This window comes from Bradyrhizobium pachyrhizi (assembly GCF_001189245.1).
Taxonomy (GTDB): domain Bacteria; phylum Pseudomonadota; class Alphaproteobacteria; order Rhizobiales; family Xanthobacteraceae; genus Bradyrhizobium; species Bradyrhizobium pachyrhizi.
In genome coordinates this window covers 10,687-31,179 of sequence record NZ_LFIQ01000088.1, presented here as the reverse complement: position 1 = coordinate 31,179, position 20,493 = coordinate 10,687, and the positions used below count along the sequence as shown (strand labels likewise).

Below are 20,493 nucleotides of genomic sequence, written 5' to 3'. Positions count from 1 at the left end.
AACAACCCGGCTTTCCCTGCGCGATGGGTTTCGCTGCGCTCTACCATCCTACGATTCTTCGCGCGCCCCGCAATGAAGGGGAGATTGTGCCTACACCACCGGCTTGACGCCGGGCAATGCCTGGACGATGTCGCGGAAGGCAGTGCCGCGGATTTCGAAATTGCGGTACTGGTCGAACGAGGCGCAGGCCGGCGACAGCAGCACGACGGCTTCCGCGAGCCCCGATGCCTCGGCATCGCGCGCGGCGCTGGCGATCGCGACGTCGAGCGTGCCGGACATGTCGTGCGGGACGCGCTCGCCGAGCGTGCCGGAGAATTCGGCCGCCGCCTCGCCGATCAGATAGGCCTTGCGGATGCGCGGAAAATATTCGGTCAGGCTGGTGATGCCGCCGGCCTTCGGCTTGCCGCCGGCGATCCAGTAGATGTCGGCGAACGAGGATAGCGCATGCGCGGCCGCATCCGCGTTGGTACCCTTGGAGTCGTTGACGAACAGCACGTTGCCGCGGCGGCCGACCTGCTCCATGCGGTGCGCGAGACCCGGGAAGCTGCGCAGGCCGTTCTGCAGCACGTCGGTCGCGATCCCCATCGCCAGCGCGCAGGCCGAGGCGCAGGCGGCGTTCTGCGCATTGTGCAGACCGCGCAACGAGCCGATGCCGCCTAACCGCGCTATCTCGCTGCGCGCCGCGCCCGACGCACGCACGATGGTCTCGTGCTCGACATAGAGGCCGTCGGGCAGCGGGTTCTTCACCGAGATGCGCACCACGCGCTTGCCGGCGCGATCGAGCCGGTCGGCGATGTTGCGGCACCAGATGTCGTCGACGCCGACGATCGCCGTGCCGCCGGCCTGTACGCCGGCGACCAGCCGCTCCTTCACCGCCGCGTAATGCTCGAGCGTGCCGTGGCGATCGATGTGATCCTCGCTGATGTTGATCAGGATGCCGACCGACGGATCGAGCGACGGTGCGAGATCGATCTGGTAGGATGACATCTCGATCACATGGACACGCCCCATGCGCGGCGGCTCCAGCGACAGGATCGCGGTGCCGATATTGCCGCCCATCTGGGTGTCGTAGCCGGCGACCTTCATCAGATGCGCGATCAGCGCGGTGGTGGTCGATTTGCCGTTGGTGCCGGTGATGGCGACGAATGGCGCGTTCGGCGCGTGACGGCGCCGCTCGCGGCAGAACAGTTCGACGTCGCCGATCACCTCGCACCCCACCTCGCGCGCCTTCAGCACGCTCCAGTGCGGCGCCGGATGGGTCAGCGGCGCGCCGGGGGTCAGGATCAGCGCGGCGAAATTCGCCCACGACACGGTGCGCAGATCAGCGGTAGTGAAGCCGGCCTGCGCCGCCTTGACGACGTTGTCGGCATTATCGTCGGCCGCGATCACCTCGGCGCCGCCGGCCTTCAGCGCCTGGCAGCTCGCAAGCCCGGAGCCGCCGAGCCCGAACACCGCGACCGTCTTGCCGGAGAAGGAGGTGACCGGGATCATGGCGACGCTCAGCGCAGCTTGAGGGTGGAGAGGCCGGCGAGCGCCAGCATCACCGAGATGATCCAGAACCTGATCACGATCTGCGGTTCGGTCCAGCCCTTCTGCTCGAAATGATGGTGCAGCGGCGCCATCCGGAACACGCGCTTGCCGGTGAGCTTGAACGAGGTGACCTGGACGATGACCGAGACCGCCTCCAGCACGAACAGGCCGCCGATCACGGCGAGCACGATCTCGTGCTTCACCGCAACCGCCGTCGCGCCGAGCATGCCGCCGAGCGCCAGCGAGCCGGTGTCGCCCATGAAGATCGAGGCCGGCGGCGCGTTGAACCAGAGGAAGCCGAGGCCTGCGCCAAGCACCGCGCCGCACAGCACCGCCAGTTCGCCGGTGCCGGCGACGTAATTGATCTGCAGGTAATCCGAGAACACCGCGTTGCCGGTCAGGTACGAGATCATGCCGAAGCTTGCGGCGGCAATCATCACGGGCACGATCGCAAGACCGTCGAGACCGTCGGTGAGATTCACCGCGTTGCCGGCGCCGACCATCACGAAGGCGCCGAAGATCACGAAGAACCAGCCGAAATTGATCACGAGGTCCTTGAAGAACGGAATCACGAGCGAGGTCGACGACACGTCGCGCCCGAGCCGGACCAGCGCGTAGGTGGCGGCGAGCCCGATCACCGCCTCGATCAAGAGCCGCAGCTTGCCGGCGAAGCCGCTGTGCGACTGCTTTGTGACCTTCAAATAATCGTCATAGAAGCCGACGAAGCCGAAGCCGAGCGTCACCGCCAGCACGATCCAGACATAGGGATTGAGCGGATTGGCCCAGAGCAGCGTCGACACCACGAGCCCGGACAGGATCATCAGCCCGCCCATGGTGGGCGTGCCCTTCTTGGAGATCAGATGCGACTGCGGACCGTCGGTGCGGATCGGCTGGCCCTTACCCTGCCGCAGCCGCAGATGATCGATGATCCAGGGCCCGAACAGGAACACGAACAGCGCGCCGGTCACCATCGCGCCGCCGGTGCGGAAGGTGATGTAGCGGAACACGTTCAAAGCGCTGCGGAACGCCCCAAACCCCGGAACGGTGTTGGACAGTTCGATCAACCAGTAGAACATTCGAGGGGTCCTATACCGCTTCTTCGTGCGCGGCCTTGTCGGGGAAGCGTTTTTCCAGCGCGCTGACAATGAGCTTCATCTTCGATCCCAGCGAGCCCTTCACCATGATCACGTCACCGGCACGGACCGCGGCAATCGCCTGCGCTTCGAGCGCCGCCGAGCTCTCGGCATAGCCTCCCCGCTTGCCGGTGGAAAGGGCATCCCACAGATTCCGCATCAGCGGACCACAACAATATACGAGGTCGATGCGGTTGGCGGTCACGGCCTCGTTGAGGCCGCGGTGCAAATCGGGCCCGGTCGGCCCGAGCTCGAGCATGTCACCGAGCACCGCGATGCGGCGGCCATGCGGCCCGGTCTGGGCCTGACCGAGCACGTTGAGCGCGGCGCCCATCGAGGCCGGGTTGGCGTTGTAGCTCTCGTCGATCAGCGTCGCCTCGCCATGGCCGACCTCGAGGGTGCGGCGGAGGCCGCGGCCGGTCGGCGCCGCGAGCTGCGACAGCGACAGCGCCGCGCGCGCGATATCGGCGCCGAGCAGCGAAGCGCCGGCGAGCACCGCGAGCGAGTTCATCGCCATGTGCCGGCCGGGCATGCCGATCTTGTAGGTGATGTCATGATCCAGAATATCCGCATGCACCGCCGAGCAGGTCGCGTGCAGCGAGAGGTCGAGCAGCCGCGCTTCGGCGCGCTTGTCGGCGCCGAACGAGACGATGCGCGAGATGCCGGCCTGCCTGGCCCGCTGTTGCAGCCGCGCGAATTGTCCGTTGTCGCGGTTGAGCACGGCGGCGCCATCGGGCTCGAGCCCTGCGAAGATCTCCGCCTTGGCGTCGGCGATCGCCTCGATGCCGGCGAAGAATTCCAGATGCACCGGCTCGATGGTGGTGATGATTGCGACGTGCGGGCGCACCATCTTCACCAGCGGCGTGATCTCGCCGGCATGATTCATGCCGATCTCGAACACCGCAAAGCGCGTGCTGGCCGGGCAGCGCGCCAGCGACAGCGGCACGCCCCAATGATTGTTGAACGACGCCACCGACGCATGGGTCTGGCCCTGCGCCGACAGCACGCGGCGCAGCGCCTCCTTGGTCGAGGTCTTGCCGACCGAGCCGGTCACCGCGACGATCTGCGCGTTGAGCCGCGCGCGCGAGGCATGCGCGAGCTCGACGAGGCCGGCGAGCACGTCGTCGACCACCAGCAGCGGCGTATCAGTGGGAAACTTCGCCCGTTGCGCGGTCTCGACCACCGCGAGCCCGGCACCGGCCTTCAGCGCCGCCTCGACGAAGGCATGGCCGTCATGGACGTCGCCCTTGATCGCGAAATACGCCTCGCCCGGCGCGATGGTGCGGCTGTCGATCGAGAGACCGGTGACGCCGTCCGGCAGCACGCCTTGCATGGCGGCGCGCATCGCCGTCGCCATCGCATCCGAGGTCCACAACATCGTGCTCATGCGCCCTCCGCAGCCAATGCACTGGCGACCGCCTCATGATCGCTGAACGGCAGCGTCGTGTTGCCGACGATCTGCCCGACCTCGTGGCCCTTGCCGGCGACCACCAGCGCATCGCCCGGCGCGAGGCCGGCAATGCCGGCGCGGATCGCCGCGGCGCGGTCGCCGATCTCGCGCGCGCCCTTCGCCGTCGCCATGATCGCGGCGCGGATCGCCTCCGGCTTCTCGCTGCGCGGATTGTCGTCGGTGACGATGACCTGATCGGCATTCTCGGCCGCGATCGCGCCCATGATCGGACGCTTGCCGGCGTCGCGGTCGCCGCCGGCGCCGAAGATCACGACCAGCTTACGCCTGGCATAGGGCCGCAGCGCCTGCAGCGCCTTGGCGAGCGCGTCTGGCTTGTGGGCGTAGTCGACGAAGATCGGCGCGCCATTGTGCTCGCCGACGAATTCCAGCCGGCCCTTGGCGCCTTCGAGATGTTCGAGGCAGCCGAACACGTCATCGGCGGCGCTGCCGGTGCCGATCGCGAGCCCGGCCGCGACCAGCGCGTTCTCGATCTGGAATTCGCCGACCAGCGGCAGCCGGATCGCGTGCTTGCGCCCGCGGTGCTCGATCAGGAGTCGCTGGGCAAAGCCTTCGATGGCGGCATCGAGGAGCTTGATGCCATCGCCTGCATCGGCGTTGCGCCCGACCGCGATGATGCGCAGGCCGCGCGAGCGCGCCGCATCGATCACCTCGGCCGAACAGTCATGAGCGGCCGAGATCACCGCGGCGCCGCCTGGCGCGACGAGATCGCGGAACAGCCGGAGCTTTGCATTGAGGTAATGCGCGACATCAGGATGATAGTCCATGTGGTCGCGCGACAGATTGGTGAAGCCGCCGGCGGCGATGCGCACACCGTCGAGACGATACTGATCGAGGCCGTGCGAGGACGCCTCGAACGCCAGATGGGTGACGCCGTCGCTCGCGATCTCGTCGAGCTGGCGATGCAGCGCGATCGGATCCGGCGTGGTCAGCGAGCCGTAGACCGTGCGCTTGTCCGAGACGAGGCCGATGGTGCCGATGCTGGCGGAGGAATGTCCGAGCCGCTGCCAGATCTGGCGTGTGAATGCTGCGACCGAGGTCTTGCCGCTGGTGCCGGTCACCGCCGCGATCGTCGCCGGCTGGCGGGAAAAGAATTTGGCCGCGGCGAGCGCCAGCGCACGGCGCGGATTCGGCGTGATGACGAAGGGGGCGCGCGCGTGACCTTGCGGCAGATGGTCGCTGGCGACCGCGACCGCGCCGGCGGCAATCGCCGCATCGACGAAGCGCGCGCCATCGGTCCTGCTGCCGGCCAGCGCGAAGAACAGGTCGCCCGGCTTCACCGCGCGGCTGTCGACCGCAAGCCCTCCGACAATGAGCGAGGAGGCACTCGGATCGATCGTGGCATCATCGCTGAAGAGGTCGCGAAGTCTCATGATCTTCCAGTCTGGCCGGCGCCGTTCTGGCGCCGCGTGAGTATACGCCTTACTGGGTTGTTCTGGATGCCGCAAGAATAAGGCGGTCGGACGGCGGCAGATCGAATCGCGGTTCAACGCCCAAAAGCGGCGCAATTCGGGCGATCACATTGCCGCCGGTCGGCACCGCATTCCAGCCCGAGGTGATGAACCCGTAGGTCTCCTTCAGGGGCTGCGGCTCGTCGAGCATGATCAGGAGCTGGTATTTCGGATTGTCGGCGGGCAGGATCGCGGTGAAGGCGTTGAGCACGCGCTTCTTGGCGTAGCGGCCGTTGATCACCTTCTCCGCGGTGCCGGTCTTGCCGCCGATATAGTAGCCCTTGACGTCGGCCTTCTTCGCGGTGCCGATCTCGGCATTGAGCCGCATCAGATAGCGCATCTTGTCCGAGGTCTCCGGCTTGATGACGCGCTTGGCGAGCGCCATCGCCTCCTGCTCGGTGCGCTTCAGGAAGGTCGGGGGGATCAGGTAGCCGCCATTGACCAGCGCATCGATGCCCATCACCGCCTGCAGCGGCGCCACCGCGATGCCGTGACCGAACGAGATGGTGACGGTGTTCAATTCGCCCCACTTCTTCGGCACGATCGGGGACGCGCTCTCCGGCAGTTCGGTGCGCAGCCGCTCGAGCTGGCCCATCTTGCGCAGGAAGGCCTTGTGCGCATCGACGCCCATCGCCAGCGCAATGCGCCCGGCGCCGATGTTGGAGGAATAGTAGAACACCTCCTTCATGTTGATCATGCGGCCCATGTTGTGATCGTCATGGATCGCGAACTTGCCGTAATGCAGCGGGCCGCGCGCATCCCACATCGAGTTGAGGTCGAACCGGCCGCTATCCAGCGCCATCGCCAGCGTGAACGCCTTGAAGGTCGAGCCCATCTCGTAGACGCCGGTGGTCAGGCGGTTGATGCGATCGGGATCGTGCGCCTCCTTCGGATTGTTCGGATCGAAATCCGGCAGCGATACCATCGCCACGATCTCGCCGGTGCGCACGTTGGAGACGAGGCCGGAGGCGGCCTTGGCCTTGAACTTCTCTTTCGCCTTGAGCAGTTCGTCGCGCAGCGCGTGCTCGACGCGCAGGTCGACCGACAGTTCCACCGGCTTCTGCAGCCGGTCGGTGGCGAAGCCCGCGCGATGCAGATCGGCCAGCCCGTTGCTGTCCAGCCACTTCTCCATGCCGGCGATGCCCTGGTTGTCGATGTTGACCAGGCCGATCAGGTGGGCGACCTCATTGCCGGTCGGATAGACGCGTTTGTTCTCGCGCAGGAAGCCGACGCCGGGAAGGCCGAGGCGATGGATGTCGCTCTGCTGCTTCGGCGTGATCTCGCGCTTCAGCCAGACGAAACCCTTGCGCGACGACAGGCGGTCGCGCACCTCGCTGGTGTCGAGATCGGGCAAGGCTCCGGTCAAAAGCTCGATCGCCTCGTCCTTGTCGATCAGCCGGCGCGGCTCGGCGAACAGGCTCGGCGCCTTGACGTCGGTGGCGAGGATTTCGCCGTTGCGGTCGGTGATGTCGGGCCTCGCGGTCGCTATGGCGTCCTGCGAGGCGGTGCGGCGCGCGCCATGGCTGTCGGCGCCGACGGCGAACAGCACCAGCCTCCCCGCCAGCACGCAATAGACCGCAGCGAAAGCGAGGATGGCAAGACCAACGCGCGCGCGCGCCTTGGCGGCGCGGTCGACATTACTGCCGTACAGCAGCGTGCGGATCAGCCGCTGGTTCCATGGCTCGGCAGGTTTCACGGCCGGTGTGTTGGCGGGTGCCGGATCGGTCATGGCTGGTCCCGTCATTGCTGGTCTCCCCCGCCCTGCCCGGAGTCTTCGGGCGCAGGCTGGTCGGCGGCCGACTGGTCGGTCGCCGCCTTGTCGATCGATCCGGTGGTGCTGTCGGGCGCCGCGGCCGCCTCGATGGTGTCGATCATCGCGCCGATCGGATCGCGCGAACCGGGCCGCGTGAAGCTCGGCGGCCGCTCCGGCAGGTTCTTCAGGGAATCGTACTGGTTGGCGTTGATCGGCTTCAGCGGCAGATGGCGCTCGGCGAGGCCCTGCAGCCGGAGCGGCGCATCGAGCTTGGCCCATTCGGCGCGCAACGCGGCGATCGCGTTGCGCTGCTCGCGGATCTCGGCATTGAGCTGCAGCACGCGCTCGACGCGCGCGGTCGATTCCATCTTGATGCGGTAGACATAGGACGCCGCGAAGATCAACATGCCGATGACGAGGAGATGGAGAAGGCGCATCGTCACCCTCCCCGCTTCAAGTCGGACAGCCGCGGCCATGACGGCAGGTCGTCGTCGGCGTGCACCGGCGCAGCGGTGCGTTCGGCGGCACGCAGCTTGGCCGATCGCGCGCGCGGATTGGCGGCAAGCTCGGCCTCATCGGGCGTCACCGGACGCTTGGTCAGGATCTGAAAGCTTGGCGCCGCTTTCGCCACCTCGGGCAAATGCCGCGAGCCGGCGGAGACCTTGCCGCGCAGGCTGAGGAAATTCTTGACGATGCGGTCTTCCAGCGAATGGAACGAAACCACGACGAGCCGGCCGCCCGGCTTCAGCACGCGCTCGGCCGCTGCCAGCGCCAGATAGAGCTCATCGAGCTCCTCATTGACGAAGATGCGCAGCGCCTGGAAGGTCCGCGTCGCCGGATGGATCTCGTTCGGCTTGGCGCGCACGACCTTCGCGACGATATCGGCAAGCGCGTCGGTCGTCGTGATCGGCGCGTCCTTGCGCGCGGCGACGACGGCGCGGGCAACGCCGCGCGAATGCCGCTCCTCGCCGAAGATATAGATGATGTCGGCGAGCTGTTTCTCGGAAGCCGTCGCGACCACGTCGGCCGCGGTCGGGCCGCTCTGGGCCATCCGCATATCGAGCGGACCGCCGAGGCGGAACGAGAAGCCGCGTTCGGCCTGGTCGAGCTGCATCGAGGAGACGCCGACATCCATCACGACGCCGTCGACCGCATCCACCCCCTGCGATGCGCAGACCTCGGCGAGGTTGGAGAAGCGATCCTCGACCAGCGTCAGCCGACCGCCTGCGCCGTCGACCAGATCGAAGCCGCCGGTTATCGCGGTGCGGTCGCGGTCGATGCCCATCACGCGGGTATCGGCGACATCGAGGATCGCCCGGCTGTAGCCGCCTGCACCGAAGGTCGCGTCGACATAGATGCCGCCGGCGCGCGGAGCGAGATACGCGACCGCCTCGCGACCCAGCACCGAAATGTGACGCGGCGCACGCTCGCTCATGCGCCGCTCCCGGGCGGGGCCGCGTAATTGGCATGCAAGCTGGGTGCGCGCCGACTCATTGCGCCTCGAATCCTCGCGCCCAGAGCCTTCGTCGTTCCGATTGGATCGGAACGGGGCTCTGGATTCCTGTCTTGACGCGTTTTCTTCACGCGAACCGGTATCCACTTCGCTCGAAAACACGTGAAAAAGCCGCTGCGTGACGCCAGCGCCAACTCCCGTCCTCGGCCGCAAATCCTGATATCCGACCGGAATTGGGAGGGTTTCCATGGGATTTCGCGCAAACAGCGGGGCTCAGCGTCCTTTGGCCGTCCCCCGAAACCGGTTCGGCACTTCACCTCTCAGTAACGGCACTTAACGTTAAGAAAACGTTGATGATCGGTTAGCGCAATCGCACGGCTTTGATCCGCATTCGAGTGATACCCTCGCGACCTACTCCGGGCACAATGGCGCGGCGCATCGTGCGGATCACGGAACCCGGCAGGGGTCGATTGCGCGGCCCGTACGGTAAAGGAATAGTAAACGCCTATTTGTTTATCCATATGTCAAAATGCTTCCTCCTGGTTCGGGTTTGAGTGATTCGTATGGCTTCAAGTTCGTCTTCGTCCGGCAACGCTGATTCGAAGCGTCAGCGCGCCCTCCCTGTTCCAAAGGGGGTGGCGGACGCGAAGACGTTCACGCCGGATTCCTCGATCGCCTCCGACGTGATCCCGTCGGCGAACTTCGGCGATCGCGCCAATGGCCGGCAACCCGACATGGTCGTGCTGCACTACACCGGCATGCCCGATGTCGAGGGTGCGATCACCCAGCTCTGCACGGCCGGCACCGAGGTCTCGGCGCACTACATCGTGCTCGAGGACGGCCGCATCGTGCAGTGCGTGCCGGAGAGCAAGCGCGCCTGGCACGCCGGCGTGTCGGCGTGGGCCGGCGACGACGACATCAACTCCTGCTCGATCGGCGTCGAGATCGTCAATCGCGGCCACGATTGGGGCTATCCGGACTTTCCGCTGCGCCAGATTGCGGCTGTCATCGCGCTGTGCCGCGGCATCATGCTTCGCCGCAAGGTGGTTCCGCATCGCGTGCTCGGCCATTCCGACGTGGCGCCGGCACGCAAGAAGGATCCCGGCGAGAAATTCCCCTGGCACTCGTTGGCCAATTCCGGCGTCGGGCACTGGGTGCAGCCGGCGCCGATCGTGCGCGGCGACGCGCTGCAGCTCGGTGCGATCAGCGACAGCGTCTCCAACATGCAGGCCGCGTTCCGGCGCTACGGCTACAACATCCCAACCAACGGCAAGTTCGACGGCCCGACCATGGAGGTCGTCACCGCCTTCCAGCGTCACTTCCGCCCGGAGCGCATCGACGGGATCGCCGACCGCTCCACCATGGCCACACTGCACGCGCTGCTCGAGAGCCTGCCGCCGGATGCGGCGACGGTGGTCGCGTCGAGCTAGGCTCGCCTCTGTCCGTCATTGCGAAGGAGCGGTGCATTTTCCTGCCAAGTGTGCGTGCACGTTGGAACTTTTCGGCCCGTGCGGTCTTTGTAGCTGGGGCGGTCCGAGTGGAGATTCGTCCATGTTCAAAGCACTGATCGCAGGAGCCGCCGCCGTCGGCCTCATTGTCGCTCCGGCTGCCGCTGGCGCTATGTCGACCCAAAGCAAGACCATGTCGTCGACCCATCACAAGACCCAGAAGGTCCATCACGCGCAGAAGAAGATGGCACCCGGCACCACGACCGGCATGTCGAAGGGAACGACGACCGGGCAATCGAGCACCGGCGCCAAGGCAAAGACAGGTTACTGAGCACGCTCAACGCCGCACGGAGCGCTGACCATCGCGGATGAATGGCGCGCCGTCACTGGCCACGCACGAGATGGGGCGCGTCACCCCATCTCGGCGATGCGCCGCGCATAGAGCCGCCGCAGCGGGTCGAGTTGCGTGGCTGCCGTTGCAACGAGATAAGCCTGCCGCGCTTCGTCCTTGCGGCCGAGGCGGCGCAGCAAATCGGCGCGCACCGCGGGTAGCTGGTCATACCCCTTCAAAGTGCCGCGCGCGTCCAGCGCATCGATCAGGTCGAGCGCGCGCGCCGGACCATCGACCATCGACACCGCGGCGGCGTGATTGAGCTCGATCACCGGCGACGGGCTGATGCGCAGCAGCACCTCATAGAGACCGGCGATCTGCGGCCAATCGGTGTCCTGATAACTCGGCGCCCGCGCATGCAGCGCGGCGATCGCGGCCTGCACGGCGTAGGACTGCGGCCGGCCCGGCATCCGCAGCGCTTCCTCGACCAGTTCGAGGCCTTCGGCGATCTGCTGGAAATCCCACAGCGAACGGTCCTGCTCCTCGAGCAGCACGATATCGCCGCCGGCGGTCTGGCGGCCGGCGCGACGCGCATCATGCAGCAGCATCAGCGCCAGCAGCCCCTTGATCTCGCCGCGCGCCGGTATCAGCGCATCGATCAGCCGCGCCAGCCGGATCGCCTCGCGCGCAAGATCGGGCCGCATCAGATCCTCGCCGGCGGTTGCCGCATAACCTTCGGTGAAGACGAGGTAGATCACCGCGAGCACGCCGGTGAGGCGCGGCTCCAGCGCCTCACGCTCCGGCACCTCATAGGGAATGCCGGCGAGTTTTATCTTTTGCTTGGCGCGCAGGAGGCGCTGCGCCATGGCGTCCTCGCTCACCAAAAAGGCGCGCGCGACCTGCACCGTCGTCAGCCCGCACACCGTGCGCAAGGTCAGCGCGACCTGGACCTCGGCGGCAAACGACGGATGGCAGCAGGTGAAGATCAGCCGCAGCATGTCGTCGTCGAGCGTTGCGTCGGCCGGCTCGGGCGAGGACTCCGCATCGAGCAGGATTTGATGCGTCAGTTCCTGCTGCTTGCCGCGAAACGTCGCCGCGCGGCGGGCGCGGTCGATCGCCTTGTTGCGGCCGACATTGACCAGCCAGGCACGCGGATTGGAAGGAAATTCGCCGATCGGCCAGCGCTGCAGCGCCACCGCAAAGGCATCCTGAAGCGCGTCCTCGGCCAGATCGAAATCGCCGACGAGCCGGATCAGCGTTGCGAGCGCCCGGCCCGCCTCGTCGCGAAACACTTTTTCGATCTGGCTGGGGGTCATGAGTTTCACCGTCATTCCGGGACGATGCGAGAGCATCGAACCCGGAATCTCGAGATTCCGGGTTCGCTTCGCGCCCCGGAATGACCGTTGGTCTTATCGCGGGTTGTCGTAGATCATCACCGGCCTGACTTCGATCGAGCCGGTCTTGGCGCCGGGAATCCGCGCCGCGAGGCTGAGCGCCGTGTCGAGATCCTTGGCATCGACGAGATAGTAGCCGCCGAGTTGTTCGCGGGTTTCCGCAAATGGCCCGTCGGTCGTCAGCGTCTTGCCGTCGCGCACCCGCACGGTGGTCGCGGTCGACACCGGCTGCAGCCCGTCACCCGCCTTGAAGTGTCCGCTCTGGATGATGGACTGGGTGTAGACGGCATATTCCGCCGACAGGGCCTTGCGGTCGTCGGCATTCATGCCGCCATATTCCGCGTCGCTCCGGTAGATCAGCAACAGGTATTGCATCTTGAGAACTCCTCTTGATCGGCTGGATCGCCGACACCCAGTCGAACGGGCGACACGCGGGACGACATCGTCAGGATAAATTATTTTGGCCGCCCGGCGTGGATGCCTCGCCGGCCCCGGCGGGCAGCGGCGCCGGCTTATATCGGATATTCCGATAGTAATCGCCAGTATTATTCGTTTGTTAAATTCATGGCAGTGCGTAGCCTTGGAGTCGGGATGCCCGGAGGACTTCGCCATGACACCACTGCCGCAGACAGCAACACGCCTTTCCCGGCTCCTGCTGTCGATGCTGTACCGAATCCTGCGCAGCCGGATCGTGGCGAAACCGCGCCACCACGCCAGTCAGGTCGCCTCGAGCATCGCCGCGGGCGGCAATCCGCTCGGCGTGTGAGCAGGCAATGCAACGGGGCACCACGCGCCTGAAAGCGCTGCGTCAGCTGATCGCCGACGAAGGGCTGACCATCGCGATCCTTGCGGCGGTTGCCGCAGCGACGGTGATCGCATTTGGTTTCGGTGCGGAAGCCGACATCGTGGCCTCGATGCTGGTCATCGGCCTCGTGACCGCGCTGGCGGAGACCCGCCTACGATCGGGAAAGTAGCTCCAGCTGCCGTGACCGGCTTCCGGAGGGAATGACCGGGAGCTTGCAGGCTATCCGTGTCATTGCGAGCGAAGTGAAGCAACCCATCTGTTCGCATGTGCGGAGCGATGGATTGCTGCGTCGCTACCGCTCCTCGCAAAGACGGCATGGCTTCCCGGCCCTTACGACGATGTCCCGGCCTGCTGCGCGGCGCGGCGCCGCAACTCCTTGAGCTCCTCGAAACGCTTGGTCACGTCGCGCATCACGGCGACGGTGCCGGCAACCTTGCGCGCCGCATCGTGCAGCATCACGATGGTGAATTCGACGGAGATGCGCGTCCCGTGCCTGGTCAGCGCCGGCACCGACAGCAGATCGCCCTGACCGTAGCGGCTCGTCCCGGTCGCCATCGTGTGCCGGAAGCCGGCCCAGTGACGCGCGCGCAGATTCTCCGGAATGATCAAATCGAGCGATTGTCCGATCGCCTCCTCGGCGCTGAAGCCGAACATCCTGACCGCGCCGGGATTCCACAACGTGATGCGGCCTTCGACATCGGTCGCAACGATCGCGTCGGAGGCGCCCTTGAGCAACGCGTCTCCCACTTCTGCCGCAATATCCATCGTTTGACCTCCCGCTGATGCCGATCCTGCTGTGAACGCGGACGTTTGCGCTGACAAGCGAAGAAAGCCGATGGAACGGATCGGTGATGCCGATAGCAATCGCGGTCAGCGCCGCCGCCGCGTGGCGGGCTTGGCCCGCGGGAGGTCCGCGCTCGCATTAACCTGGGATGCGGCGAGCCGATGCATGGTCTCGACCGCGCGCGCCAGATGATCGTCCTGGGCGTCAGCCGGATAGGCGACATAGGCCGGCATCGCAAAGCCAGGTGCACCGGCAACGGCGTGCAGCCGCCGCGCCTTCAGGAGCGGCTCCACGATTCGGCGCGCAAAGAATCCGGAGCCGCCATTCTCCAAAAGATGCTGCAATCCGAGCCAGCCGATATTCACCGTCAGCGCGGGGCCGGCGAAATTCGGAAACAGCGTGGCGTGACGCGCGTAGAATTCGGGTCCCCAATCGACATAGACATAGCCAGGTCCCGGCTCCGGCGCGCTCTTCGGATCGGTCGACACCAGGATGAGCTGCTCCTCGAACAGCTGCTCGACCTTGAGGCCGGGGCGGCTCTGTGGCGTGTACATCACGCCAATGTCGATGCGTCCCTCGACCAGCCCCTGCATCAGCTCCGGCTCGAGCGCGCTCTCGGCACGGATCGAGATGTCGGGATGCGCCCGCGTCATCAGCGGCAGCCAGCGCAGCAGATACTCTTCCCAAAGTCCGATGCGGCCGCCGACCACCAGCGTCGCGGAAAACCCCTTGGGGATTCCGACATCATGGCGCGCCTGCTCGACGGTGCGGACCAGCACCGAGGCGTGGCGCTGAAACTGGCGGCCCGCCGGCGTCAACGTGGTGCCGGCCTTGTTGCGCACGAATAGCATGCAGCCGAGCTGCTGCTCGAGCGTGTGGATGCGGGTGCTGACGGTCGACTGGCTGACGTGCAGCCGCTCCGCCGCGGTGATGAAGTTGCCGGCGCTCACCACCGTCAGGAACGTCCGGGCCAGTTCGGTATCCATGGCGCCTCGACCTTTGGATCGATCAAATCGATATCAAAGGCCCCTCCTCTGCGAATGTCAAAATCGAAGACCAGCCCGGGCGCTGGGCCAGGGTTAACCATCGCAATCGCTTGACGCGGGCGGCCAAAGCCCGCATGCGTAAGCCGTCAGTCGGCCGGACGGCCGCTCCCGCAAGCGCCGAAAGGCCGCGGGGGAGGAAAGTCCGGGCTCCATCGACATGCGGTGCCGGATAACATCCGGCGGGGGCGACCCCAGGGAAAGTGCCACAGAGAACGAACCGCTCCCTCCTCGGAGGAAGTAAGGGTGAAAAGGTGCGGTAAGAGCGCACCGCGTTTCCGGCAACGGAGACGGCATGGCAAACCACACCGGGAGCAAAACCGAATAGGGACGGCAACGCGGTTAGTTCGCGCATGCGCGATAACACCGCAGGGCGATGTCAGGCCCGCTGTCCGGGTAGGTTGCCCGAGGCAAGGTGCAAACCTTGTCCCAGAGGAATGGCCGTCGCGCATCATTCGCAAGAATGGTGCCCTACAGAACCCGGCTTACAGGCCGGCTGATATCTTGGACCATGAGGGGCTCGGCGCAACACGCCGGGCCCCTCGCCATTTTCAGATCAACGTCGTTCCAGCCATGCGCGCCGGCGAAAAGCAGAGCCAACCCGTCGTCTTGCGTCAGAACGACCCGAATGCGGTGCCGATCGCAATCACCGCTGCGAGAGCAATGACAGAACTCACGATGCCGACCATGACAATGTCGAGATAGCTTTCGCGATGCTTGAGCCCACAGATCGCAAGCAGGCTAACGACAGCGCCGTTGTGAGGTAGAATGTCCAGCGTTCCCGAACCGATCACCGCGACGCGATGCAGCAGGCCGGGATCAATACCCGCCTCCGCGGCAAGATCCATATAGGTCCGTCCCAGCGCATCGAGCGCGATCGTCAAGCCGCCGGAAGCCGACCCCGTCAGCGCCGCAAGGATGTTCGTCGCGACTGCGAGCGACACCAATGGACCGCCTTCAATTCGCAACACCCAGTCCCGCACCACGCCGAAAGCGGGAAGCGAGGCGATAACGGCACCGAATCCGACAAGGCTTGCGACGCTCAGCGCCGGCAGGACCGACGCGTTGGCACCGGCATCCATGGTTCGTCGCAGTGCGGGCAGTCGCGTCCAGTTGCAGAGGATGACCGTCACGATCGCTCCTGCCAGCGCCACGACAACCGACCAGACACCGGCCACGGCAGCCAGCGATGTATTTCCCCATCGCTGTTCGGCCAGGAACGAAAAATCAAGCCGGGGCAGCACAACCAGCGACATCACCAGATTGACGGCGACGACGACGATCAGGGGAAGCAAGGCGTTGAAAATCGGGACGGCGGCATCGCTGTGATATCCGTGGCGGAGCTCCGCCGGGTCGAATTCCCGCGCCGTCGTAGCCCGCTCGCGCAACAGCTCATCGTCGGCTGCATCCGCCGGAACCGGCGGCTCGTCGCCATAACCCTCTTTTGCGCGACGCGCTGCTTTCTCCGCGCGAAGCAGCCACCACAGCCCGACGCCCAGCATGATGATCGATGCGACAGCGCCGAGGCCCGGTGCGGCAAAGGGGGTCGTGCCGAAGAAAGGCATCGGTATCGCATTCTGTATCGACGGCGTGCCCGGCAGCGCCGACATGGTGAAGGTCGAAGTCCCGAGAATGACCGCCGCCGGTACCAGACGACGTGGAATCCCCGCCGCGCGAAACAGCGACTGCGCCATCGGAACGATGACAAAGAAGGCAACGAACAGGCTGACGCCGCCATAGGTGACCAGCGCGCCTGCGAGCACGACCGCGAGGATGATCCGGCGTTCGCCCAGGCACCGGGAGATGAAGCCCGCGACCGCAGCGACCGCGCCGCTGTCATCCATGAGCTTTCCGAACACGGCGCCAAGCAGAAAAATAGGAAAGAACTGCGCGAGAAACTCCGACGCACTACCCATGAAGGTCTGCGTCCAGTTCGCAAGCAGCGGCTCGCCACCGAAGGCTGCGGCCACCAGCGCACAGAGCGGCGCGAGCAGCAGCACGCTCCAACCGCGGAAAGCAAGACAGACCAGCAGTCCAAGCCCGACGAGAATGCCGAGAAGACCCATCGTCTCAGCACTCCGCCAGCAGAATATCGAGATCTGCGGTCGAACGCTCACCGAGATCGGCGCCATGCGCGTCGAGGAATTCGCCGGCGGCTCGCCGCCCTTCCTCGTGCAGCTTCGCCACGAACGCCCATTCGGCATTAAGCTTGGATGACGAACCGAACGTCGCAAGCATGTCGCTCTTGATCCGGTGCGTCTTCATCTGCGCCCAGCGGGCGCCTTCCCCCGTACCGGGGTCGGCGACCTGGCGAAGCAACGCGATCATCCGCAGCTCCTTTGCCAGCGGCGAGTTGAACGAGATCTCGTTAAGCCGGTTGAGAATGTCAGCGGCCGTGCGCGGCTGCTCCCGACGCTCGGTCGGGTTGATCTGGACGACGACGGTGTCGTGCGCGTCGGTCTCGCGAACGAGCGGCGTAATCGTGGGGTTACCCGCGTAGCCGCCGTCCCAATAGGGCTCGCCATCGATCTCGATCGCACGGAACATCGTTGGCAAGCAAGCCGACGCAAGCAGAACATCCGCGGTAATCTCCGCGTTGCGAAAAATCCGTCCGCGGCCCGTACGGACGCGCGTGGCGGTGATGAAGAGCTTGATCGGCGCCCGTGCAAGACGCTCGAAATCGATACTGTCGTTCAATATGTCGCGTAGCGGATTGAAGCCAAGCGGATTGAGGTCGTAGGGTGAAAGCATCCGCGACATCAAATCGGTGAAGAGATAGGCCGGGGAGCTGTCAAGCGACCAGCGTCCCATCAGGCGGTCGAGCGGCGACCGTTGCAGCGGACTGAATGCGGCGGCGCGCGAGACGCTTCGCCAATATTTTTCAAGCGCTTCGCGCGCACCGGCGGCGCCGCCCGCGGTCCAACCATCCGCCAGCACGGCTGCGTTCATCGCTCCGGCCGATGTCCCGGATATGCCCGCAATCTGAAACCATGGTTCTTCGAGAAGCCGATCCAGGACACCCCACGTGAACGCACCGTGCGATCCCCCACCTTGAAGCGCCAGGTCTACGAGCACGGGGCTGCGGTTCATGAATCCATGCTCACCAGCACGCGAGACGCTCATTATGTCGCAGTTTAGCCGAACATGCGAGACAAAGTTGCGGTCGCTGCGCAATTCCGATGGCGAACTTCGAACGATATTATTTCAACTCGAAGCGAAGCGAACCGATCGCTTCAGTGCCGCAGGCCCACGTTTCTTAAAAGGCGACATGCATGGGGTGGCGGGCGTAAAGTGTGCCTCTCGCGGAGGATCGCAGATGGACCTTCAGAAGATCATGGCGAAGGCAAGAGACATCGCCAGGAGTACCGGCACGATCACAACCGAGCAACTGAACGGGATGTGCCCCAACAATATGGAGCCCGAAGATATCGCGGCTCTCTTTGCGGCTCTGCGGACTGAGGGGATTCGTCTCAAGGACGACGAAGCGGAAAAGTAGGAGCCACTGTGCTTTGACGCTATGGCAAGACAATCGATCACCGCGATCGAAGCGCTGGCTGAGTTTGGATAGTGACAGATTGGCCTCCGGCGGCATTGCAGCTATGATCCGCTGGAGCTGGACGTGTCCTTCTGCCCCGAGATTCAAGAAGATCAAAAGGAGGAATCGGAATGTCGGTCGCCTGCAAGTTCGAACGCAGCATCCTCAGCCATGAGGAATATGAAGCAATCCGCCTGACGCATCATCCCGCCATTTACGGCGTCGAGGTAAGCGAGCTCGAGGCCATGCGACCCCGCTTGCGCAAGATGCGCGACAAGGAGCGAACGGTCGGCCGACAAAAGCAGCGCGAGAGCCGCGGAAAGGCCGAGGTGCGCGGCACGAGCTTTCCGGGGACCGCCAAGCATGCTTCGGAGCGTAAGCAGGTGTTCGCAGCAGCGCTGAAGCGGGTCAACACGGAGCTGAGGCGTCAGCACAATCTGGCAGCCCGGACGGCAAATATCGAAGCAGCGCGAAAGGCCCTCGCGCTGCACCGTGCGGCGAACTTCACGACGCGTCCCCCGGCTGGAGCCACCGCGGGCGACGGCATGGCGTCGAAGCCGAGCGAACGCCGACGAAAGATCATTGCGGGCGCAAAGATCGGACGCATATCGCAGGCGACAAAGGTCGCTCAAGCCGTTCGCGACGCGCGCGGTGCATGATCCATAACTCACGCCCGCGGGCGTCAAAAGCGGACATCAAGAAACTGCAGGCGGCGATGCAGGAAAAGGCCCGCGCCGACTGATCGCAGGGCATGCGCGGGCCGCGCCGCCTGGCGGAGAGCCCGCACCTGCGGTTCATCGCGCGGCTGCGGATATGACCGAACGAGAAGTCGCTTCCCATCATCAACGGCAGCAGAACAGCGCCGCCGGTGCGAACGGCTTCGCCAATTCGCTCACCAGGAAATGATCGGGTGCATTTGCGCAATTGCGTTCGTCGTCGGCAACGCGGCGCTCGTAGATCTCGTCCGTGAAGCGAGGGTTGCGGTGCACGAGTACGATCCGGATCGCTAGATCTGCCCTCAGGCCACGATCTCCTGCAGCATCGCCATCAGCGCCTCCGGCGCGGTGACGTTGGGCGAATGGCTGGCGTCGATCTCGAAATAGCGCCAGCCGGCTTCGTTTCTGATGCGCCGGGCGAACTGGCCGAACGTGTCGGCCTGCGTGGCGCGGGTGGCGTAGATATAGCTGCGCGGCAGGCTGGTCTCGCCGTGCTTCAACCGCAATTTCTGCTCGAAGCATTTGATCGGCATGTCGACGCGCCGCGCGCTCAGCCATGCGACGTCTGCGGGCGACGTGTCCGGCGGCACCGGCATCGGCGGAATACGCCAGCCGTCGCCGTCGCTCGCGAACTCACGCATGGTCTCGATGGCCGATTCGTTGAGATCGAACAGCGACTGGTCGTCGCGCGGCACGAAGGCGTCGATATAGATCATCTGCGTGATGCGCTCGCGCACCCGGTCGGCGACGCCGGTCGCGACCATGCCGCCATAGGAATGGCCGATCAGCACGATGTCGCGCAGGTCCTCGTAACTGATGACGCTGAGCACATCCTGGATATGCGCCTCGAGGTCGAGTCCCTGATGCGCAAGGTGCGCGCGCTCGCCAAGCCCGGTGTAGCTCGGCGTGACCAGCCGATGTCCGGCGGCCTGCATCAGGGGATGCATCTTCTTCCATGCCCAGCCTGCCGACCAGGCGCCGTGACAGACCAGAAAGGTTTTTTGCGAGTTCGCAGGCCAGCCTGAAGTCATGGGATGCTTCCGTTCCGATTATCGTTGATGAGCCGCGATTTTGAAGTGTACCCACGATGCACGTCGTGTAAACGTGCGGTCGCTCCCTCCCTTTGTCATTCCGGGATGGTCCGAAGGACCAGACCCGGAATCTCGAGATTCCGGGTTCGATGCTGCGCATCGCCCCGGAATGACGACTGAAAGGCCTCAATGAACCCGGCAAGCTATGCGATCCTGTTCTTCGGCGCGCTTGCCGGCGGTTTCGTCTCCGGCCTTGCCGGCTTCGGCACCGCGCTGATGGCGCTCGGCATCTGGCTCTATGTGCTGCCGCCGACGCTCGCGGTGCCGCTGGTGCTGGTCTGCTCGGTCATCGCGCAGCTCTCGACCTTGCCGTCGATCTGGAAGAGCATCGATTTCCGTCTGGTCTGGCCGTTCGTCATCGCAGGCCTCGCCGGCGTGCCGATCGGCATCTTGCTGATCGCGCGGGCCGACCCCGAGGTTTTCAAGCTGACGATCGGCGTCTTCCTGCTGGTGTTTCCGACCGCGTTGTTCCTGCAGCGCAAGCCGATGTCGATCGCCTTCGGCGGCAAATGGGCCGACGGCGCGATCGGATTTGCCGGCGGCATCCTCGGCGGCCTC

At 65.3% G+C, this 20,493-nt stretch carries 22 protein-coding genes and 1 other RNA gene; 8 read left to right on the top strand and 15 right to left on the bottom strand.

The annotated features are described in order from the left end of the window. Window positions 1-90 precede the first annotated feature (90 nt). Genes murD through rsmH form a run of 7 tightly spaced genes read right to left on the bottom strand, consistent with a single transcriptional unit; the run spans window position 91 to window position 8,770 of the window. A complete protein-coding gene (gene murD, locus AKL29_RS20500) occupies window positions 91-1,491 on the bottom strand; it encodes a UDP-N-acetylmuramoyl-L-alanine--D-glutamate ligase (RefSeq protein WP_050385392.1) in 1,401 nt (466 codons plus the stop codon). Window positions 1,492-1,499: 8 nt separating this feature from the next. Then, the gene (gene mraY, locus AKL29_RS20495) at window positions 1,500-2,606 is read right to left on the bottom strand and encodes a phospho-N-acetylmuramoyl-pentapeptide-transferase (RefSeq protein WP_028332550.1); all 1,107 of its coding nucleotides are present in this window, start codon (window positions 2,604-2,606) and stop codon (window positions 1,500-1,502) included. 10 nt (window positions 2,607-2,616) lie between these two features. Beyond that, complete coding sequence (locus tag AKL29_RS20490) at window positions 2,617-4,050, bottom strand: UDP-N-acetylmuramoylalanyl-D-glutamyl-2,6-diaminopimelate--D-alanyl-D-alanine ligase (protein ID WP_050385391.1); 1,434 nt, start codon at window positions 4,048-4,050, stop codon at window positions 2,617-2,619. Then, a complete protein-coding gene (locus tag AKL29_RS20485) occupies window positions 4,047-5,504 on the bottom strand; it encodes a UDP-N-acetylmuramoyl-L-alanyl-D-glutamate--2,6-diaminopimelate ligase (protein WP_050385390.1) in 1,458 nt (485 codons plus the stop codon). Before AKL29_RS20485 ends, AKL29_RS20490 begins: the two co-directional genes overlap by 4 nt. A 49-nt stretch (window positions 5,505-5,553) precedes the next feature. Next, window positions 5,554-7,311, bottom strand: a complete 1,758-nt coding sequence (locus AKL29_RS20480) for a peptidoglycan D,D-transpeptidase FtsI family protein (RefSeq protein ID WP_050385389.1) — start codon at window positions 7,309-7,311, stop codon at window positions 5,554-5,556. Window positions 7,312-7,322: 11 nt separating this feature from the next. Beyond that, window positions 7,323-7,772: a cell division protein FtsL gene (gene ftsL, locus AKL29_RS20475; protein ID WP_038377244.1), complete on the bottom strand. Its 450-nt coding sequence runs from the start codon at window positions 7,770-7,772 to the stop codon at window positions 7,323-7,325. A gap of 2 nt (window positions 7,773-7,774) precedes the next feature. Further along, window positions 7,775-8,770: a 16S rRNA (cytosine(1402)-N(4))-methyltransferase RsmH gene (rsmH, locus tag AKL29_RS20470; protein ID WP_050385388.1), complete on the bottom strand. Its 996-nt coding sequence runs from the start codon at window positions 8,768-8,770 to the stop codon at window positions 7,775-7,777. A gap of 581 nt (window positions 8,771-9,351) precedes the next feature. Here rsmH and AKL29_RS20465 point away from each other — a divergent pair. Beyond that, window positions 9,352-10,218: an N-acetylmuramoyl-L-alanine amidase gene (locus tag AKL29_RS20465; protein ID WP_167350410.1), complete on the top strand. Its 867-nt coding sequence runs from the start codon at window positions 9,352-9,354 to the stop codon at window positions 10,216-10,218. 121 nt (window positions 10,219-10,339) lie between these two features. After that, window positions 10,340-10,567, top strand: coding sequence for a hypothetical protein (locus tag AKL29_RS20460; RefSeq protein ID WP_016840052.1), 228 nt, complete (start codon window positions 10,340-10,342; stop codon window positions 10,565-10,567). Between the two features lie 80 nt (window positions 10,568-10,647). Here the strand turns inward: AKL29_RS20460 and AKL29_RS20455 are convergent, their stop codons facing one another. Together AKL29_RS20455 and AKL29_RS20450 are read right to left on the bottom strand one after the other, a co-directional pair. Beyond that, window positions 10,648-11,883, bottom strand: a complete 1,236-nt coding sequence (locus AKL29_RS20455; protein ID WP_050385497.1) for an RNA polymerase sigma factor — start codon at window positions 11,881-11,883, stop codon at window positions 10,648-10,650. 93 nt (window positions 11,884-11,976) lie between these two features. Next, window positions 11,977-12,336, bottom strand: a complete 360-nt coding sequence (locus AKL29_RS20450) for a YciI family protein (protein WP_050385386.1) — start codon at window positions 12,334-12,336, stop codon at window positions 11,977-11,979. 235 nt (window positions 12,337-12,571) lie between these two features. Between AKL29_RS20450 and AKL29_RS43375 the strand changes: the two genes are divergently transcribed. Both AKL29_RS43375 and AKL29_RS20445 read left to right on the top strand, forming a co-directional pair. Continuing rightward, window positions 12,572-12,727, top strand: a complete 156-nt coding sequence (locus AKL29_RS43375) for a hypothetical protein (RefSeq protein WP_167350409.1) — start codon at window positions 12,572-12,574, stop codon at window positions 12,725-12,727. A 7-nt stretch (window positions 12,728-12,734) separates the two neighbouring features. Then, window positions 12,735-12,935, top strand: a complete 201-nt coding sequence (locus AKL29_RS20445; RefSeq protein WP_038383082.1) for a hypothetical protein — start codon at window positions 12,735-12,737, stop codon at window positions 12,933-12,935. 161 nt (window positions 12,936-13,096) lie between these two features. On the opposite strand, the gene AKL29_RS20440 is transcribed toward AKL29_RS20445, so the two are convergent. Both AKL29_RS20440 and AKL29_RS20435 read right to left on the bottom strand, forming a co-directional pair. After that, window positions 13,097-13,531 (bottom strand): PAS domain-containing protein, encoded by a 435-nt coding sequence (locus AKL29_RS20440; RefSeq protein WP_050385385.1) that lies wholly within the window; start codon window positions 13,529-13,531, stop codon window positions 13,097-13,099. 105 nt (window positions 13,532-13,636) lie between these two features. Then, window positions 13,637-14,536 carry a LysR family transcriptional regulator gene (locus AKL29_RS20435; RefSeq protein ID WP_050385384.1) on the bottom strand — a complete coding sequence of 300 codons (900 nt, stop codon included), beginning with the start codon at window positions 14,534-14,536 and terminating at the stop codon, window positions 13,637-13,639. 146 nt (window positions 14,537-14,682) lie between these two features. On the opposite strand from AKL29_RS20435, the gene rnpB reads away from it, so the two are divergent. Continuing rightward, window positions 14,683-15,097, top strand: an RNA gene (rnpB, locus tag AKL29_RS21370) — RNase P RNA component class A. Between the two features lie 110 nt (window positions 15,098-15,207). Here the strand turns inward: rnpB and AKL29_RS20430 are convergent. Beyond that, window positions 15,208-16,659, bottom strand: a complete 1,452-nt coding sequence (locus AKL29_RS20430; RefSeq protein WP_050385383.1) for a GntP family permease — start codon at window positions 16,657-16,659, stop codon at window positions 15,208-15,210. A 4-nt stretch (window positions 16,660-16,663) separates the two neighbouring features. Continuing rightward, the gene (locus tag AKL29_RS20425) at window positions 16,664-17,683 is read right to left on the bottom strand and encodes a patatin-like phospholipase family protein (RefSeq protein WP_050385382.1); all 1,020 of its coding nucleotides are present in this window, start codon (window positions 17,681-17,683) and stop codon (window positions 16,664-16,666) included. A gap of 226 nt (window positions 17,684-17,909) precedes the next feature. Between AKL29_RS20425 and AKL29_RS20420 the strand changes: the two genes are divergently transcribed. Together AKL29_RS20420 and AKL29_RS20415 are read left to right on the top strand one after the other, a co-directional pair. Next, window positions 17,910-18,089 carry a hypothetical protein gene (locus AKL29_RS20420; protein ID WP_028332564.1) on the top strand — a complete coding sequence of 60 codons (180 nt, stop codon included), beginning with the start codon at window positions 17,910-17,912 and terminating at the stop codon, window positions 18,087-18,089. A gap of 296 nt (window positions 18,090-18,385) precedes the next feature. Next, the gene (locus tag AKL29_RS20415; RefSeq protein ID WP_244482224.1) at window positions 18,386-18,787 is read left to right on the top strand and encodes a hypothetical protein; all 402 of its coding nucleotides are present in this window, start codon (window positions 18,386-18,388) and stop codon (window positions 18,785-18,787) included. A 183-nt stretch (window positions 18,788-18,970) separates the two neighbouring features. On the opposite strand, the gene AKL29_RS42890 is transcribed toward AKL29_RS20415, so the two are convergent. Both AKL29_RS42890 and AKL29_RS20410 read right to left on the bottom strand, forming a co-directional pair. Next, window positions 18,971-19,117, bottom strand: a complete 147-nt coding sequence (locus AKL29_RS42890; RefSeq protein ID WP_160321765.1) for a hypothetical protein — start codon at window positions 19,115-19,117, stop codon at window positions 18,971-18,973. A gap of 29 nt (window positions 19,118-19,146) precedes the next feature. Then, window positions 19,147-19,875: an alpha/beta fold hydrolase gene (locus tag AKL29_RS20410; protein ID WP_050385380.1), complete on the bottom strand. Its 729-nt coding sequence runs from the start codon at window positions 19,873-19,875 to the stop codon at window positions 19,147-19,149. Between the two features lie 189 nt (window positions 19,876-20,064). Here AKL29_RS20410 and AKL29_RS45165 point away from each other — a divergent pair. After that, a partial coding sequence (locus AKL29_RS45165) for a sulfite exporter TauE/SafE family protein (protein WP_244482222.1) occupies window positions 20,065-20,493 on the top strand: 429 nt, incomplete at its 3' end.

What these genes read in the sequence shown, in the direction of transcription:
- AKL29_RS20425 (WP_050385382.1), bottom strand. Translation starts at nt 17,683, where the DNA reads ATGAACCGCAGCCCCGTGCTCGTAGACCTGGCGCTTCAAGGTGGGGGA.
- AKL29_RS20450 (WP_050385386.1), bottom strand. Translation starts at nt 12,336, where the DNA reads ATGCAATACCTGTTGCTGATCTACCGGAGCGACGCGGAATATGGCGGC.
- AKL29_RS20410 (WP_050385380.1), bottom strand. Translation starts at nt 19,875, where the DNA reads ATGACTTCAGGCTGGCCTGCGAACTCGCAAAAAACCTTTCTGGTCTGT.
- murD (WP_050385392.1), bottom strand. Translation starts at nt 1,491, where the DNA reads ATGATCCCGGTCACCTCCTTCTCCGGCAAGACGGTCGCGGTGTTCGGG.
- AKL29_RS20485 (WP_050385390.1), bottom strand. Translation starts at nt 5,504, where the DNA reads ATGAGACTTCGCGACCTCTTCAGCGATGATGCCACGATCGATCCGAGT.
- AKL29_RS20420 (WP_028332564.1), top strand. Translation starts at nt 17,910, where the DNA reads ATGGACCTTCAGAAGATCATGGCGAAGGCAAGAGACATCGCCAGGAGT.
- AKL29_RS20440 (WP_050385385.1), bottom strand. Translation starts at nt 13,531, where the DNA reads ATGGATATTGCGGCAGAAGTGGGAGACGCGTTGCTCAAGGGCGCCTCC.
- AKL29_RS20460 (WP_016840052.1), top strand. Translation starts at nt 10,340, where the DNA reads ATGTTCAAAGCACTGATCGCAGGAGCCGCCGCCGTCGGCCTCATTGTC.
- AKL29_RS43375 (WP_167350409.1), top strand. Translation starts at nt 12,572, where the DNA reads ATGACACCACTGCCGCAGACAGCAACACGCCTTTCCCGGCTCCTGCTG.
- rsmH (WP_050385388.1), bottom strand. Translation starts at nt 8,770, where the DNA reads ATGAGCGAGCGTGCGCCGCGTCACATTTCGGTGCTGGGTCGCGAGGCG.
- AKL29_RS20490 (WP_050385391.1), bottom strand. Translation starts at nt 4,050, where the DNA reads ATGAGCACGATGTTGTGGACCTCGGATGCGATGGCGACGGCGATGCGC.
- AKL29_RS20465 (WP_167350410.1), top strand. Translation starts at nt 9,352, where the DNA reads ATGGCTTCAAGTTCGTCTTCGTCCGGCAACGCTGATTCGAAGCGTCAG.
- AKL29_RS20455 (WP_050385497.1), bottom strand. Translation starts at nt 11,883, where the DNA reads ATGACCCCCAGCCAGATCGAAAAAGTGTTTCGCGACGAGGCGGGCCGG.
- AKL29_RS20435 (WP_050385384.1), bottom strand. Translation starts at nt 14,536, where the DNA reads ATGGATACCGAACTGGCCCGGACGTTCCTGACGGTGGTGAGCGCCGGC.
- mraY (WP_028332550.1), bottom strand. Translation starts at nt 2,606, where the DNA reads ATGTTCTACTGGTTGATCGAACTGTCCAACACCGTTCCGGGGTTTGGG.
- AKL29_RS20445 (WP_038383082.1), top strand. Translation starts at nt 12,735, where the DNA reads ATGCAACGGGGCACCACGCGCCTGAAAGCGCTGCGTCAGCTGATCGCC.
- AKL29_RS20430 (WP_050385383.1), bottom strand. Translation starts at nt 16,659, where the DNA reads ATGGGTCTTCTCGGCATTCTCGTCGGGCTTGGACTGCTGGTCTGTCTT.
- ftsL (WP_038377244.1), bottom strand. Translation starts at nt 7,772, where the DNA reads ATGCGCCTTCTCCATCTCCTCGTCATCGGCATGTTGATCTTCGCGGCG.
- AKL29_RS20480 (WP_050385389.1), bottom strand. Translation starts at nt 7,311, where the DNA reads ATGACCGATCCGGCACCCGCCAACACACCGGCCGTGAAACCTGCCGAG.